This is a genomic window from Lachnoanaerobaculum sp. MSX33, from assembly GCF_000512995.1.
Classification (GTDB): domain Bacteria; phylum Bacillota; class Clostridia; order Lachnospirales; family Lachnospiraceae; genus Lachnoanaerobaculum.
The window spans coordinates 114,062-129,835 of the sequence record NZ_AZXX01000095.1; the positions used below are offsets into that span (position 1 = coordinate 114,062).

Annotated in this window: 15 protein-coding genes; 3 read left to right on the forward strand and 12 right to left on the reverse strand. The window is 36.3% G+C overall.

The genetic code is table 11. The features are described 5' to 3' along the window. Positions 1–19: 19 nt before the first annotated feature. From HMPREF1495_RS12535 to HMPREF1495_RS12565, 7 genes are all read right to left on the reverse strand, one after another. Entirely contained in the window at positions 20–1,045 is a 1,026-nt protein-coding gene (locus HMPREF1495_RS12535) for a pectinesterase family protein (protein WP_034215433.1), read from the reverse strand. Beyond that, positions 1,042–2,622, reverse strand: coding sequence for a glycoside hydrolase family 28 protein (locus HMPREF1495_RS12540; RefSeq protein WP_034215435.1), 1,581 nt, complete (start codon positions 2,620–2,622; stop codon positions 1,042–1,044). Before HMPREF1495_RS12540 ends, HMPREF1495_RS12535 begins: the two co-directional genes overlap by 4 nt. Further along, complete coding sequence (locus tag HMPREF1495_RS12545) at positions 2,615–3,766, reverse strand: glycoside hydrolase family 88/105 protein (RefSeq protein ID WP_034215436.1); 1,152 nt, start codon at positions 3,764–3,766, stop codon at positions 2,615–2,617. The genes HMPREF1495_RS12540 and HMPREF1495_RS12545 overlap by 8 nt, the downstream gene beginning before the upstream one ends. A 1-nt stretch (position 3,767) precedes the next feature. Next, on the reverse strand, positions 3,768–4,625 hold the full coding sequence (locus tag HMPREF1495_RS12550) for a carbohydrate ABC transporter permease (RefSeq protein ID WP_034215438.1): 858 nt from the start codon (positions 4,623–4,625) through the stop codon (positions 3,768–3,770). A gap of 2 nt (positions 4,626–4,627) precedes the next feature. Then, positions 4,628–5,524 carry a carbohydrate ABC transporter permease gene (locus HMPREF1495_RS12555; protein ID WP_034215439.1) on the reverse strand — a complete coding sequence of 299 codons (897 nt, stop codon included), beginning with the start codon at positions 5,522–5,524 and terminating at the stop codon, positions 4,628–4,630. A 74-nt stretch (positions 5,525–5,598) separates the two neighbouring features. After that, positions 5,599–6,948, reverse strand: coding sequence for an ABC transporter substrate-binding protein (locus tag HMPREF1495_RS12560; RefSeq protein ID WP_034215442.1), 1,350 nt, complete (start codon positions 6,946–6,948; stop codon positions 5,599–5,601). Next, positions 6,945–8,339: an MATE family efflux transporter gene (locus HMPREF1495_RS12565; protein WP_034215445.1), complete on the reverse strand. Its 1,395-nt coding sequence runs from the start codon at positions 8,337–8,339 to the stop codon at positions 6,945–6,947. The genes HMPREF1495_RS12560 and HMPREF1495_RS12565 overlap by 4 nt, the downstream gene beginning before the upstream one ends. Before the next feature lie 151 nt (positions 8,340–8,490). On the opposite strand from HMPREF1495_RS12565, the gene HMPREF1495_RS12570 reads away from it, so the two are divergent. Continuing rightward, positions 8,491–9,342: an AraC family transcriptional regulator gene (locus HMPREF1495_RS12570; RefSeq protein ID WP_034215449.1), complete on the forward strand. Its 852-nt coding sequence runs from the start codon at positions 8,491–8,493 to the stop codon at positions 9,340–9,342. Between the two features lie 114 nt (positions 9,343–9,456). Then, on the forward strand, positions 9,457–11,034 hold the full coding sequence (locus HMPREF1495_RS12575) for a vWA domain-containing protein (RefSeq protein ID WP_034215452.1): 1,578 nt from the start codon (positions 9,457–9,459) through the stop codon (positions 11,032–11,034). Positions 11,035–11,043: 9 nt separating this feature from the next. On the opposite strand, the gene HMPREF1495_RS12580 is transcribed toward HMPREF1495_RS12575, so the two are convergent. Genes HMPREF1495_RS12580 through HMPREF1495_RS12600 form a run of 5 tightly spaced genes read right to left on the reverse strand, consistent with a single transcriptional unit; the run spans position 11,044 to position 14,879 of the window. After that, positions 11,044–12,096 (reverse strand): methylcobamide--CoM methyltransferase, encoded by a 1,053-nt coding sequence (locus HMPREF1495_RS12580; protein WP_007595965.1) that lies wholly within the window; start codon positions 12,094–12,096, stop codon positions 11,044–11,046. A 15-nt stretch (positions 12,097–12,111) separates the two neighbouring features. After that, entirely contained in the window at positions 12,112–13,296 is a 1,185-nt protein-coding gene (locus HMPREF1495_RS12585; RefSeq protein WP_242832910.1) for an ASKHA domain-containing protein, read from the reverse strand. Positions 13,297–13,325: 29 nt separating this feature from the next. After that, entirely contained in the window at positions 13,326–13,634 is a 309-nt protein-coding gene (locus tag HMPREF1495_RS14150) for a 2Fe-2S iron-sulfur cluster-binding protein (RefSeq protein ID WP_034215454.1), read from the reverse strand. Positions 13,635–13,636: 2 nt separating this feature from the next. Further along, positions 13,637–14,227: a hypothetical protein gene (locus HMPREF1495_RS12595; protein WP_034215456.1), complete on the reverse strand. Its 591-nt coding sequence runs from the start codon at positions 14,225–14,227 to the stop codon at positions 13,637–13,639. Positions 14,228–14,231: 4 nt separating this feature from the next. Continuing rightward, positions 14,232–14,879 carry a corrinoid protein gene (locus tag HMPREF1495_RS12600; protein ID WP_034215459.1) on the reverse strand — a complete coding sequence of 216 codons (648 nt, stop codon included), beginning with the start codon at positions 14,877–14,879 and terminating at the stop codon, positions 14,232–14,234. A 201-nt stretch (positions 14,880–15,080) separates the two neighbouring features. Here HMPREF1495_RS12600 and HMPREF1495_RS12605 point away from each other — a divergent pair, with 201 nt between their 5' ends. Further along, on the forward strand, positions 15,081–15,764 hold the full coding sequence (locus tag HMPREF1495_RS12605) for an ABC transporter substrate-binding protein (RefSeq protein ID WP_242832911.1): 684 nt from the start codon (positions 15,081–15,083) through the stop codon (positions 15,762–15,764). Positions 15,765–15,774: the final 10 nt, after the last annotated feature.

The following is a 15,774-nucleotide window of genomic DNA, read 5'->3' on the forward strand; positions in this document are numbered from 1 at the left end:
ATGATATTTTTTTTAATCACTAAAACAGCGCTTTACCCCTGTCCGTAATAAAGACCTGTCCGTTGCAAATATTTTCATGCTCGAAAAAAGCCACTTCCTCAGGGGTAACTTTATTCATTTCTGTAAACCCTTCTCTACATACCGAATCTTTTTCTATATCACATTTACAAAATAATACCGCGCCGCTTGCTCTCCACGGTCTTGCCATATATCCCGGAAGACTTTTATAATTCTTATCCTTATTCTTTTCGATTCTGCATTTATAGAATGTAAATACTCCCTTCGGAGCACATATTATTCCGGGAGAAGCCTCCTCTCCCGTATATCCGAGCCATATAAGATTACATTTTATAAAATCGGCTCTTGCATCTTCTTCACCGAAAATATAGTCTACATTGCCATAGATATTGCAGTTAATAAATCTTTGCCTGCCATGTCCTGCATATAATGTGTCCTGGCTTGATTTGAAATTACAGTTTACAAATACGGAATTGTCGGCTTCACAGACCAAAGCCGCCGCTCTCTCTTTATTATGATACTCTCCCACTTTAATTTCAAGGGATAATCTCTCTTCATTTATTTCACATTTACTCTGTCCGTATTCTTCACTGCTGATTTTCTCAATGCCGTCTTTTATTTCACTCTCCGTCATATACAGATTAAAAGAGTTTTCAAAGTTTATATTCTCGGCTCTGAAATTATATGCGGATTTTTCAACTATAACCGTTGCGCCCCATCTTTTTGCAAAATGCTTATCCTCTCCTTTATTTTCCTCAAAATAGCCCGACTCTCCTATGCTTTTATATTTATAGCCTATTCCGTAATAAAAGCTTATTGTAGGGCTTACCCCCTCTTTTGCTCTCAATAAGATATCAGGTTTTGTAATAATCACCTGCTCAAAGTATTTTTCATCTGTAAGTATTATCTCTATCTTTTTATTAACTGTATTTAGAAAATTAAGAGAGTGCATACACTCTCTTAAACTGCTGTAATCACCGTCTCTTTTTCCGACTTTGATTATTATTTTATTGTCTTCTATTATCAATTAAAACTCACCCCTGTACATTCACAATCCTCAATATTTTCCATAAAAGGATTACTGTCTTTACTGCCTGTAATTTCTATATTTTTTAATATCAGCTTTTTTATATTCTTTGCAAATATTCCTCTTTTACACATAGTCGGGAAATTGTCCATCATTATCGGAACAACAGGCTTGATATTCTCATTCTTATCAAAATTTAATGTAATATTTTCAAGTACAATTTCCTCAACAGGCATCTCAGGCAGTCCATACAAACATGCAAATATATTTTTTACATTTTCACATCTTATATCTCTTGCCGCTATTTTCCCGATCTTCGGAGTCTTTTCATTGACTTCCATCTTATCCTGATTTTGTACATAATCTGAATGTCCGTCAGGATCACAGAAATAGAACATATTTGCGGTAAAAGGCATGCATACATCTTTCATAAGAATATTCTCAAAACAAATATTATCAAGTACGGATTTCTCTCCTCTGCCTCTTCTTGTCTTTATTCTAAGTCCTCTGTCCGTACCTTCAAATATACATTTTTCCACGCTTACATCATATACTCCTGCCGCAACCTCGGAACCTATAGTCACACTTCCGTGACCCTTTCTGAATATTGAGTTTCTGATAACTATATTCTTTGAAGGCTTATAATGCTTAAGAGCCATATAGTATTTTCCGCTCTTTATTGCAACACAATCGTCTCCCACAGAAATATCCGCACCAAGTATAAGGACATTTTCACAACTTTCAGGATCAAGTCCGTCAGTATTTGGGGAATTGTCAGGATTCATAATTGTATTGTTTAAAAACAAAAGATTGTCACTGTAATAAGGATGTAGAGTCCATGAAGGTGAATTCATTATACAAAGTCCCTGCATGGCAATGTTTTTACAATTATATAAAAATACCGTATTTGGTCTCCATGCTATATTTTTCTTCTTTGCATCCTTCCACCAGTCAAGCATACCGGCATTGCCGTCCAGTATACCCTCACCGAATATGAGTACATTCTCCACACTTATTCCCGTAATAAGTGCTGCAAAGCAGTCCAGCGGATTGCCTTCCCATGATCCTATATTGTACTCGTCATTCTCATCACTTGATTGTGTCATACCCGGTAGAATCGGATACTTTTTCCTGTCCTTTTCACCGATAAGTATGGCATCCTTATCTATCCACAGATCTATATTACTCTTTAAAAATACCGGAGTACATAAATATTTCCCCTTAGGAATATAAACGGTACCGTCCTTAGGACAGGCATTTATTGCAGCCTGTATACATACCGAATCAGTCTTTACTCCGTCACCTGCGGCACCGAAATCTTTTACATTAAGAAGTACATATTCATATTCCGTATGAAAGTTTTTTTTATCGGAATCCTCATTCTCGCAAGTGATATATATATTATAATCATTGTCAGGAAGAAGATCAAAAATTGATATAACATTTTTATTTGTTGATATTTTCTTTTCACCGTTTATAAAAACATCATATATTTTTTTATTTTCATAAGGAGTATCACAACAGACTTCAATTGTTACACTCCTTTTAAATACCTTTACAATTTCAAAGTCAATCATATGCCATACCCAACCTTATTATTTCCGTATATGCCATAAGAAGCGGTGCCACACCTTTGGCTTCATTTTTTACAACCGGTTCAGAGTAATAATACTCTGCGCTTCCGTCCCTGTTTTCCTTGCCTCCAAGTCCGGCTACAAGACAAATTCCTCCAAGTGAGAGCTCTTCTCCCTCGACACACAGATACCTGTCCAAGATACCGTCAAATATCTTCTTTCCGATATCTTCAAATCTTTTCGGTAAAAGTTTATTTCTTACGGCCTTCAAAAAAGCATATGAAATAAGTGCACTTCCGGATGTTTCAAGGTAATTGTCTTTATCATCTTTCCTGTCTACCAGCTGATAAAACATTCCGCTCTCATCCTGAAACTTAAGCAAATCGTTTGCAAGATTATAAAGCATCTCCTGTAATCTTCTGAATTCATAGTATAATGACTCATCAATGGCAAGTGCCGTATCCACAAGACTTAAGATAAACCATCCTATTGACCTCAACCAAAAATTTTTGCTTAACCCCGTTTTCTTATCACACCAAAGCGACTGCCTTGACTCGTCATATCCGTGATAATACAGCCCTGTATTTGTATCTTTCATTATTCTTTCCACATTTTCAAACTGTGAAAAGCTGTCAATACAAAATCTCATCCTGTTATATTTTGTTTCATACTCCATATAAAATGGCTGTGCCATATAAATTCCGTCAAGCCAAACCTGATAGGGATAAATTTTCTTATGCCAGAAATTCCCTTCCTCAGTTCTCGGCATTGTTTTTAACTGTGAGTATACCGTATCCATAGCTTTTCTGTACTTTTTTTTACCTGTAAGTTCAAAAAGCTTAAAAAGATTCTTTCCGGGTCTTATATTGTCGATATTGTACTCTTCTATATCATAGGTATTTATACTTCCGTCCTCGTTTACAAATGCGGATACAAAATCATCGCAAAAGTTCAGATACTTTTTATCTCTCTTTATTTCATAAAGTTCAAGATATGCGCTTATCATGCAGGCGTCAATATAATTCCATTTGTTTTTACGTCCGCTTCTAATACGTTCTATATTCCACATCGGTGAAGAGGCATCCGAGTTTTCCAATAAAAAATCAATATATTTATCAAGTAATATATATTTTTCTTTTTTTACCATATTAACCCTTTACTCCACCTGCAGATATTCCCTCTACAAACTGATTCTGTGCTATAAAGAATATAATTATTGAAGGTAAAATTGAAATAAGCGATGTTGAAAGTATTCTGTTCCATGCAAATCCGGCATCCGAGTCCATTGCAAGCTTTACAAATATTGTTGCAGGATATTTTGCAGGATTGTTTACATACAAAAGCGGTCCAAGGAAGTCATTACTTGCCCACATGAATTTAAAAAGTGCGCATGAAACAAGTGCCGGCTTTAACATAGGAACTATTACCTTTATCAAAGTCTGTATTTCATTACATCCGTCAATCTTTGCCGCTTCTTCAAGCTCCTTAGGTATATTTCTTAAAAACTGAATAAGCATAAATACAAAATATGTCTCGGTAGCAAACATCGAAGGAACAATGAGCGGAAGATAAAGCTTTGATCCTACCCATCCGAAAATATTGTACATAATATACTGCGGTACATTCAAAACCACCTGTGGCAGGAAAAGTGTTGACATAAGTATTGCAAATAATACACTTCTTCCGAAGAATTTAAATCTTCCGAAACCATATGCCGTTAAAGTGGATGAAACTATTGTAAATATTACGGCAGGTACAACATAAGAATAGGTATTTAACATCGCCTTCCATATATTTATATCACCGCCATAGTTTTTCATTGCATTTAAATATCCCTCAAATGTAGCCTTTTTCGGAAGAATATTAAGCCCTGAGAAAATCTCATTATTCGGCTTAAATGTAGCTCCGATCATCCATAAAAGCGGATATATCATAAATATTCCTACCGCAGTCAAAACGGTATACCTTATCACAATTTGTATAGTTCTTTTTGTCTTCAGGCTCATTTTTATCTCTCCTCATCCGCATAGTAAACCCAACGTTTTTGTGAATAGAATGCTATCGCTGTCAAAACAAGTAAAATAACAAACAGCACCCAAGCCTGCGCACTTGCCTTACCCATCTGATAGTTTTTAAATGCATTGTTGTATATCAAAAGTGACATCAGAGTAGTTGAACCTCTCGGTCCACCCTGTGTAATGATATAAGGTCCGTTAAACTCCTGAAATGCCTGTACAAGCTGAGTTATCAGATTATAAAATATTACAGGTGTGATAAGCGGTACCGTAACAGAGAAAAACTGTTTCCACTTTCCGGCTCCGTCAATTGATGCCGCCTCATAAAGTTCAGCCGGAACTCCTTTAAGTGCAGCAAGGAATATAACCATTGCCGAACCGAACTGCCACATTCTGAGCAGTGATATTGAAAACAATGCCCAGTTGGGATCCGAGAAAAAGCTCGGTGCATGAAGTCCAACCATTGCAAATGCTGTCTGAATAAGCCCTTCATCTTTAAACAGTGCCTTCCAAAGTACTGAAATAGCTACAGAACCTCCAAGAATTGAAGGAATATAGTATGCGGTTCTGAAAAAGTTTACACCCTTTATCTTAAAGTTTAATATATATGCGATAAATAGTGCGGCTACAAGCTTAAGCGGTACCGTTATAAATGCATATTTAAAAGTTACAATCAGAGCTTTGAGCTCGTTTTTATTTGTAAATACATCCACATAATTTTCTACAGTATACTTTGATATTCCCTTAAACAGGTGAAAATTCGTAAAGCTGAAATAAAGTGATGATGCAAAAGGATAGAGCTTAAAAACGCAGAATCCTATAAGCCATGGTAATATAAAAAGAAAACCTATATTATTTTTCAAAACTTTTTTAAATGTCTTATTTTTCAAAACAATTCTCCTTATAAAAGGGGGCTGTAAAACTACGGCCCCCTCTGTCAGATTAAAATATTTATTTTGCAAACTTAGTTGCTTACATTGCTGAATCCGTCAAAGAGCATCTTTGCACCGTCCTCGGCACTGTAATCTCCATAGCTTACGCCGCCGAATACTTCTGTATAAAGTCCGCTTGAACCCTTAAGTGATGAATCGTCAAATTTAGGACTCATACTGAACTCTGCCGCTTCAAGAACCTTCTTATGTGCTTCACCTGTCATAGGATTTATTTTATCTGCCTTTGTAAGCTGCTCAAGAGCCGCCTTTGAAGCCGGTATTCCTCTTTCTGTACCGATTATCTCTATACCTTCAGGATCGTTTACAAGGAAGTTAAGTAACATTGCAGCTTCCTTCGGATGCTGTGATTTTGCAGATATTGCATAAAGCATTGATATCTTTGTGAATACACCTGTATTGCTTCCGTCGGCAAGATCCTTAAATTCTTCACCTACAACAAGTTCTCTTGCATCTCCCAATGCCTTTTTAAACTTGCTTGCCGAGCTGTCCCACTCTAAAATACCTGCATATTTTCCGCTGATAAACTTCTCGTTTACATCAAAGCTTGCGGCACCGTCACCGTCAACAGTCTTTATTGAAGGAATAACATGATCCGCCTCAAGTGACTGGATAAACTCTACACCGTCCTTTATCTGATCTTGTGTAAAGTTGAACTTTCCGTCGTCACCAAAGATTGCTTCTTTATATTTAGCCTGAAGATAGAATGTCATAAATATTGCTCTGTCATACTGTCCCATTGCCAGAGGATAATAATCATCTCCAAGTTTCTCTTTAAATGTGGCACCTGCCGCTCTAAGATCTGCAAGAGACTTCGGTGTATCAATACCCGCCTCATCAAATGTTGTCTTATCCCAGTAGAAAATTCTTCCGGTCTCGGCTATAGGCACACCTGCAAGTCCGCCCTTTGAATCCTTTGATCTGTCAAGAAGTGCGCTGTCATACTGAGTAAGGTCGATTACATCAGACACAGTATTTAAATCAAGGAATGTATCACCGTTTGCATCATAGTTGCTGATCCAGTCCATATTTATCTGTGAAAGATCCGCTGCAGTACCTGACTGGAACTCCAAGGCTCTTGCTGTCTCCCAATCTGTCCATGCACCGAAGTTTACTTCAACCTTGATATCAGGATACTTTGCCATAAAAGCGTCTACAGCCTTTTTTGTTGCCTCATGTCTGGAATCTCCGCCCCACCAGTTAAATGTGATTGTAACAGGACCTGAAGATCCGTCTTCACTCTTTGCTGTTGTACTCTCTCCGGTTTGTGCTTCCTTTGAAACATCCTTACCTGCATTTCCGGTACATGCTGTTAATGAACCTGCCAATAAAACAGCCATTGCCAAACTTAACTTTTTCATCATAATTCTCCTCTTTTATATAAATATTTATTTTTATAATTTCTTATAACAAAGCAAATCACTGTCACAGACATCACCGTTATAGAGATATTGCTTACCATCATTACTATGCCTATACTTGCATCTTTTAAATTTGTAAAATTTTGAAGAAAGTAAAGTACCGGTATTCTGAATACAAAGACTCTTGATATATTAAGAATCATTGTTATCTTTGTCTTTCCCAAACCGTAAAGTAATGACATCACCGCCGCATTGACTCCCAGGAATAACGAGCCTATGGCTTCGTATCTGTAAACTTCTCTGATCATTTTTGCAAAATGAATATCTCCTCCTGCAAAAATATTACTTAAAAAATCCAGTCCAAGTAAAGTTGACATGCATATTATAAATCCCATTACGGTATTTACAATTGCAGTATTATAAAATGCGCTTAACACTCTCCTATATTTGCCTGCACCGAAGTTCTGGCTTATTATTGCACTGCTGCCGTCTTGAAAACCGTTTTGCGGTGATGTTGTAATACCTCCAAGAGTATTTGATACTCCCAAAGCTCCCACCATCAAAGCTCCGTATACGGTACTCATACTGTTTATTAGAGTCTTTCCCAAAGAAAAGAATATCTTTTCCGCCACAACTGGAATCGAAAGTAAATACATATCATTTACCACATTTTTTCTAAAGCTTACAAACTTTAAATCAAATGAGAAAATACTTTCTTTTCCAAGACTGTTGTATATTGCAAATATAAGCAATATACTCTGAGACAATAAGGTGGCAATTGCAATCATATGCAATCCGCCGTTGAATATGTATACAAATATTGCTGTAAGTATAAGCTTTGACACCAGTACAAGCATATTCATCCACAGTATTCTTGATGTATTCCCCCTTGACCTCTCCACTGCAATATAAATATTATTTATAAAACTTACAGCCATGGTCAAAATTTCAATACTGAAATATGATGCACCTGCTTTTATAAGTATATCCGGTGTTGCCGCCAGTTTTAAAAACGGTTCTGTCAGCGGAATAAATACAGCCAACATCAAAACCGCAAATACTGCAGCTGTCAAATAAACAGTACTTACTCTTTTTTTGACCATATCATAGTCTCCCTCTCCGAATGCGCTTGAAATCTTTATTCCGGCACTTACTGAAAGACCGCCCGATATGGCAGACAATAAAGCTATAAGCTGTGACAAATATGCTACCGCGGAAACCGATTCGGCATTTATATGGGCAGCCATTATTGTGTCAAATATTTTGAACAACTGACTGAGTCCCTGATATATCGCCAGCGGCATACCTGTATAAATAACCAATGCAAGCATATCACCATTTAAACTTCTCTCTCTAAATGCTTCATCCCTGCTACATTTAATACTTTCACTCATACTTTTGCCTTTCGTTTAACTAATTTATACAACAGCTTAAACCAAAAAACCAACTGAAAATAGTGCAAAACAAAGTAAACTACTGTTTTTTTGTTATTTTTAATTAAGTACTGTGTTATAATGTTTTTAATCACTGATTTAAGGAGGCCTCATGAGAGTATCAAATTCCGATATTGACAGAATTTATGTGAACATCGCTACAAGAAATAACAGCTATAAATTTAATATGCCTGACAATCACTTTCATATGTATTATGAATTATATTATTGCAAGGCTTCAAAATGTACATTTTTTATAGAGAATCAAATGCTTGAGATGAATACAGGAGATTTTTTGCTTATTCCGCCAAGAGAAATGCACTATACAAAATATACTTCCGATACTCCATGTGTTAGAATAAATATTTACTTTAAATACAGCGATCTTGTTGACAATATTTATATAAACAATGACACTTTTAAAAACTATTTTTCAAGCAAAGAGGTATTCCATGTGCCTGCAGCCTATCAAGGTAAAATAAATGAGCATCTGCAAAGTATGCTTACGGAGGATAAGCTTGATGATGAGCACAGCTCAAAAACTCTCAGACTTTTATTGAAAGAATTATTCCTGTACTGTATCAGACTCTGCTCTTTTAACCGCTCTACACCGGCTATTATAAATACCACCGACGAGCATATGCTGACATTGGCAAAGTATATTACGGACAATTATGATAAACCTTTAACTCTTGATGATATTGCGGATATGGCAGGTCTAAGTTATACCTACTTCAGTAAAAAATTTAAAAATACTACAGGAATGAGATTTAAAGAATATCTGAACTATGTAAGGCTAAAACAGGCCGCCACAAAGCTTGCCACCACAAAACTTACCGTAACCGATATAGCAATGAGCTGCGGATTCAATGACAGCAACTACTTTAAGGACGCCTTTAAAAAAACCTATGGTCTTTCTCCCAGACATTACAGAAAATCAAGTGATGCACAGATTGATGAATAAATTATGTCTAAATTTTTAATAAATACTTACACTCTTCTACATTTATTATATTGTATTTAATGTTACTATTATTATAAGCTTTACACTTGATTGTTTTATTAGGAGGATGAGTATATGAAAAATAGATCAAGTTTTTGTAAGGTAAGCGCAGGTATGTTGATATTTGCCCTCAGCACACCTGCCTTACTTGTAGGATGTTCAGGACCACAGCCTAAAACGGAAGGTGCAATTTATGATACCGGAAAGGTGGCTGAATATGCCGCTCCTTATGTAAGTTATGATGCAAATTATAATACTGAGGAATACAATGCTGTTGATGAAAGTAACTTCAAAGCTGTAGCTACTTCACCACTTTCCACATTTGCAGCTGATGTAGACACGGCGTCTTATGCAAATATCAGGCGTTTTATAAATTCCGGAGAATTACCGCCTGCCGATGCGGTAAGGATTGAGGAAATGCTCAATTATTTCCACTATGACTATCCGCAGCCAAATGAGGGTGAGCCATTCTCGGTAACTACTGAAATTTCCGTATGTCCATGGAATCCCGACACCAAGCTGATGATGGTAGGAATGCAGGCTAAAAGTATGGAGGAACTTGAAAAGAAGCCTTCAAACCTTGTATTTCTTATAGATGTATCAGGATCTATGGAAGAACCGAATAAATTGCCTCTTGTTAAAAATGCATTCTTGCTTCTTTGTGAGCAGTTAAAAGAAAATGATACTGTTTCCATAGTTACATATGCAGGAAGTGATCAGGTTGTGCTTGAGGGTGCAAAGGGTTCCGACTCAAAAGAAATAATGGCTGCTATAGAAGATTTGGAAGCCGGAGGAAGTACTGCAGGATCTGAGGGTATAAAAACGGCTTATGAAATTGCCGGAAAATACTTTAAAGCAGACGGAAATAACAGAGTTATACTTGCTACCGACGGTGATCTGAATGTCGGAATCACAAGTGAAGGTGAACTTACAAGGCTTATAAAGAAAGAAAAAGAAAGCGGTGTATTCCTTTCCGTCCTTGGATTCGGTACTGAGAATATAAAGGATAACAAGATGGAGGCACTTGCTGACAACGGAAACGGAAATTATTCATATATCGATTCAAGATTTGAAGCAAAGAAAGTACTTTCAGAAGAGCTTGGTGCCAATTTCTTTACTGTAGCAAAGGATGTAAAGTTACAGTTGGAATTCAACCCTAAATTTATAAAGGGATACAGACTGATAGGCTACGAAAATCGTATCATGGATGATGAGGACTTTAAGGATGACACCAAAGATGGCGGTGAAATAGGCTCAGGACATAGAGTAACCGTATTATATGAAATAGTTGACAATGATTCACCTATGGAAATAGGTTCAGACCTTAAATATCAAACCGGTGTCGCTAACGATTCAAATGATCTTTTAAATATTGCAGTAAGATATAAGGAGCCTGATTCCGAAACAAGTAAGGAACTCAACTACCCTGTCACAACAGAATCCATCAAAACCGAGATGTCTGATAATATGAAGTTTGCCGCCGCAGTGGCAGAGACCGGCATGTTGCTTCGTGATTCGGAGTTTAAGGGTAAATCAAGTTATGACAGCGTTGTGTCATTACTTGATTCAATTCCCAATATCAAGAGCGATACAAGTAAGTTGGAATTTTTATTACTTGTAAAAAAGATGGCTACATTGACGAAAGAACAATAAAAATAATAATCAAATAAAACTATACTTCCTCCCCGCATTCAAAAACATATCTATCTTTTCATCAGTTGTTGCGAGGGGGAGGTTACACCCGGGAGTAAGCATAAATCCTTTTTTACATTTCTTTCCGGCAAGAATACATCTCTTTACTTCATCTTCTATATTTTTCTGTGTTCCGTTGCAGATTGTGTAAACCGGTGCCACATTCCCTGCAATCATCTTTGAATCTGCAAAAAACTCACAAGTTTCATCTATATCTATCTCATTGTCCACACTAAAGAGGCCTATATCCAGATTTTTTACATGTTCCCACACCTTTTTTGTATTACCGCAAACATGATAGCTTGGTGCTCTGCCTGATTTTTCCTTAATATAAGAGCTGATTTCCAAAGTGTATGGATATGCAAAGTCCTTATACATTTTTGGGCTTATCATAGTACATGAGGCTATAGGATCCGCCATTGAAAAACCTATATCCAATACATTAAAAATATCCACGACCTTTTTTACATTATCTGTTATATATCTCAAAAATTCATGCACCTTATCAGGTGATTTTATCATAGCTTTTAAAAGTTTATCTGTTCCAAGTACAAATCCTGCCAAAGTTAGCGGTCCTGATACAGAAGCTCCCACTCCACAAAATCCGTCTGCAACTTCTCGTAGCCTTGCAGTCGCATTATAATACATCTTTAAGTTTCCGCTATCAAGTGTGATATCCTTTAGCTTATAGACCTCATCAATACTGTTTATAGGATGACTCTCAACATATATCAGCCCCTGCTCGGGGTAGTGCGGCACTACTCCCATTGCCTCTGCAATGCCGTAGGCATTTGGACCTACTCCCATTCCGTCCAGACCGAATCGGTTCATAGACACTATATCTCCCATCACAAGACTGTCTTCATTTCTCCAATACTCTCTGGTATTTTTTCCTATAAGTCTTGCCTTTATCTCGCCCAAAAAAGGATCCATCATTATTCTGTCATAATCTCTTTTTTCAGCTATTGCTTTTGCTCTTTCCATAGGTGTCATCTTATCATTAGGATGAATCTTAAGTTCCATATATTTTCTCCATTATCAATCAAATCTCAAAGCCTTTGCAAATATTTTTTCATACTCTTCAAGCTTTGAAAGTTCAAAATACTCAGTCTCCACAGAGATTTCAGTCATATACTCTATCGCATTTTTATCAAGAAGAGCCATATATGCTCCGGTCAAAGAGGTATTTCCAAGGTATTCCACCTTTCCCTCAAATTCCTTAGGCAATAGTCCCACTCCAAAGAAAGAGTCCATACTTATATACTTACCGAACTGCCCGGCTATACACACTCTTGTTATATCACAGGTTTCAATGCCGGCCTTTTTTATAAGTGCCCTTATTCCTGAAAGTATCGCTCCCTTGGCAAGCTGTACCTGCCTTATGTCTTTTGCTGTAAAATACAGATTATCATTTATTTTTATAAAAGGCTTACCGGAATCGTCTGCTTTAATAAAACTATGATTACTGTCAAGACATTTTTTATCTATAGCACCCATTTTATTTATAAACCCTGACTTTAAAAGCTCCCTTACCATAGAAAGTACACCGCTGCCACATATTCCGATTGGATCTGTATTTCCGATAGTAGTATAAGAGATATCGGCCTCATCAATGTGAAAATCATCTATCGCACCTATTCCTGCTCTTATACCGCATGAAATATTCATACCTTCAAGTGCAGGTCCTATAGCACATGAGGTGGCTAGAAGATTATTATCTGTTTTTAGAAGCATTTCACCATTTGTTCCGATATCTATAAAAAGTATATTTTTATCTTTATCATCACAAATACCGCTTGCATATACTCCGGATACTATATCTGAACCCAAAAATCCTGATATATGCGGTAAAGTTATAAGTGTAGCATCAAGATCAATACCGATATCTTTTGCACATACTCTTTTTACTTCTGTAAATCTAGGTAAAAACGGAAATTTACCAAGGCTCTCCACACTCTCTCCAAGTAAGATATGACACATTGTAGTATTTGCTGAAACTGCAAGTTCCGCTATATCCTCTCTCCTTATCTTGCTTTCATCAAGTAATTTATTTATAAGCGTATTCAAAGTATCTACTATACTTTTTTGCAAAGTAGAAAGTCCTTCCGGATTTTCCAAGGTAAATGCAATTCTGCTCATCACATCAAAGCCGAATTTAACCTGTGAGTTCACATCGGCAACCTTTGAAATAATCTTAGCATTCTTTAAATCTATAAGCTCCATAGCCACTGTAGTAGTTCCTATATCTATAGCTATTCCGTACTTTTCTTGTATATTTGTATGTATGATTTTAGGTGTAAAACTTTCGGTAAGTACGATACTTTCAGGCTTTTTTCTGATTCAAAAGATTTTAATATAAACTCTTTATCAACTTCATCTATGGAATGCATACAGGCAAGCCTATATCCGGATTTTATATTTTCTTCTCCCAAAAGTTTTCTCTCACTTATGGAAACATCCGTACTTTCAAGCTTTATCTTGCATTTTCCACATACACCAAGTCCATTGCATGCAGCATCTATATGAATATTTTTCTCTCTTAAAAACTCCAATATCGTCATATTTAATCCAATCTGAAAGCTGTAATCCTACCAATTTCACCACGAAAATGTATACATATGCCGGCTGTTATACTCTCTCCATGTTTTGATAATAAAGCCTCAACTATTGAGGAATAACCGCCTTCAAGTTCTATCTGCTTAAAGTAAAATTCTCCATATGATTTCAATAGATTACTAAGTCTTGGGCATAGATGAAGTCTACAATCATTAGACTCACATAAATCCTTTAATTTATATATAAGATTTAGCAAAATAGTATCAATATATACTCTTGCACCTTTTTTACCCAAAAATTCAATACTTGATAGCGGATCGGCAAGACTTATTATTTTAAATCCATCTGATATAGCTGTATCTACTCTTTTTATCAGCTCGGTTTCTATCTCATGAATTTTTTCTTTCATAATATCTTTGGCTTCATCAGATAACCTGTCATATTTTATTAAGTACTTATATACAGTATTAAGCTCACCGATATTATCAAAAGTCTGTAATATGCCTTCAAGTTCATATACATTCTCTTTATATAATTTATTATAAACATCATCTGCCGGATATTTATTATTATCGTGACAAAATAATATATCTCTCATTACCTTAGGCCTGATTGCAAAGCTTTTTTGCTACACTTACAGCTTCTATAGCATTATCCGAATATGCATCTGCACCTATCTGCATTGCAAAGTTATGAGTGATCGGACCGCCTCCCACCATAACTTTTACATTGTCACGATATCCGCTTTCTACAAGTCCCTCTATAACCCTTTGCATTCCATACATTGTAGTTGACATCAAAGATGACATACATATAAGACCTGCCTGATGTTTAATTGCAGCATTTACAAAATCTTTTACAGCAACATCTCTTCCAAGATCTATCATCTCAAAACCGGCGGTTTCAAGAATTATCTTTACAAGATTTTTCCCGATGTCATGTGTATCACCCTCTATTACACCGATTACTGCCTTTATCTTCTTATCGACATTCCCCTCTATTTTCCCTTTTAATACATCAATACCTGCATACATCGCATCGGCACAAAGTAATAATTCCGCTATATAATATTCCTCTTCATCATAAAGCTTACCGGCTTCCTCCATTCCCACAGTCAATCCGTCAAGTATACCCTCTTTTGCCGGATAACCTGCCTGCAGATATTCCTTTGCAATTTCAACAATCGCTTCATCTTCCATATCTCTTACATAATCCGCCATCAGTCTCAAAAGTTCTTCTTTACTTCTCATATTAAATATCTGCTTAAAGTCTCCAAAATCTTCTCTTCAATACTTACTATCTTAATATAAAAACATATGAAGCTATTATATATCTTTTGAATAAAAAGTATACTTTTATCGTTTTTTTGAATATATATAGATGTTTCTATATATATTTGATATAATTCTTAAGCATTTATATTAAAAGAAAGGGTATGAATTTACAAAATTATGAAAAAAATCTTATCATTCGGACTTGCCAGCATGATGCTTGCAAGTACACTTCTGGCAGGATGTTCTACAACTGCAAAAACGGAGAGTACAGAGGCAAACAAGGAAGCAGCAGAGTCTACAACAGCAGGTACATCATCAGAAAAAACTGTTATCAAGTTATTGGTTCCGGGCTATGACGGCGGATATTTAAAGAAAGAGCTTGATAACGGTATAGCAGGATTTGAAAAGGAAAATGAGGGTGTAGAAGTGGAAATAGTATCCGTAGGTTGGGATGAACTCAACTCAAAGATAGTTTCACTTTATCAGGCAGGCGATGCACCTGATATCATGCTTACAGGTTCAAGAACATTAAAGCAGCTTGCAACTCTCGGTATAGCTGAGGATTTAAGTTCTTATATAACAGACGATTTTAAGGCAAACAGAGTTGAGTCCGTTTTGGCAACAGGAAGCGTTGACGGAAAGCAATACGGTATTCCTATGGCATTCTCATCAAGAGCTTTATATTACAGAAGCGATCTGATAGAAACACCTCCAACAAACTGGGACGAACTTTTAGCAACTGCAAAAGAGGTTCACAGCTCTAATCCTGATGTGTATGGATTTGCAATTCCTACAGATATCACAAGCGGAACTGATGAACTTTTAAACTTTATCCTGAATTATTCACGACACAATATTTAAATTAAGTATC

Coding starts and splice junctions, on each gene's coding strand:
- HMPREF1495_RS12600 (WP_034215459.1), bottom strand. CDS start 14,879: ATGAGAAGTAAAGAAGAACTTTTGAGACTGATGGCGGATTATGTAAGA.
- HMPREF1495_RS12605 (WP_242832911.1), top strand. CDS start 15,081: ATGAAAAAAATCTTATCATTCGGACTTGCCAGCATGATGCTTGCAAGT.
- HMPREF1495_RS12575 (WP_034215452.1), top strand. CDS start 9,457: ATGAAAAATAGATCAAGTTTTTGTAAGGTAAGCGCAGGTATGTTGATA.
- HMPREF1495_RS12545 (WP_034215436.1), bottom strand. CDS start 3,766: ATGGTAAAAAAAGAAAAATATATATTACTTGATAAATATATTGATTTT.
- HMPREF1495_RS12595 (WP_034215456.1), bottom strand. CDS start 14,227: ATGAGAGATATATTATTTTGTCACGATAATAATAAATATCCGGCAGAT.
- HMPREF1495_RS12560 (WP_034215442.1), bottom strand. CDS start 6,948: ATGATGAAAAAGTTAAGTTTGGCAATGGCTGTTTTATTGGCAGGTTCA.
- HMPREF1495_RS12565 (WP_034215445.1), bottom strand. CDS start 8,339: ATGAGTGAAAGTATTAAATGTAGCAGGGATGAAGCATTTAGAGAGAGA.
- HMPREF1495_RS12580 (WP_007595965.1), bottom strand. CDS start 12,096: ATGGAACTTAAGATTCATCCTAATGATAAGATGACACCTATGGAAAGA.
- HMPREF1495_RS12585 (WP_242832910.1), bottom strand. CDS start 13,296: ATGGAGCTTATAGATTTAAAGAATGCTAAGATTATTTCAAAGGTTGCC.
- HMPREF1495_RS12540 (WP_034215435.1), bottom strand. CDS start 2,622: ATGATTGACTTTGAAATTGTAAAGGTATTTAAAAGGAGTGTAACAATT.
- HMPREF1495_RS14150 (WP_034215454.1), bottom strand. CDS start 13,634: ATGACGATATTGGAGTTTTTAAGAGAGAAAAATATTCATATAGATGCT.
- HMPREF1495_RS12570 (WP_034215449.1), top strand. CDS start 8,491: ATGAGAGTATCAAATTCCGATATTGACAGAATTTATGTGAACATCGCT.
- HMPREF1495_RS12550 (WP_034215438.1), bottom strand. CDS start 4,625: ATGAGCCTGAAGACAAAAAGAACTATACAAATTGTGATAAGGTATACC.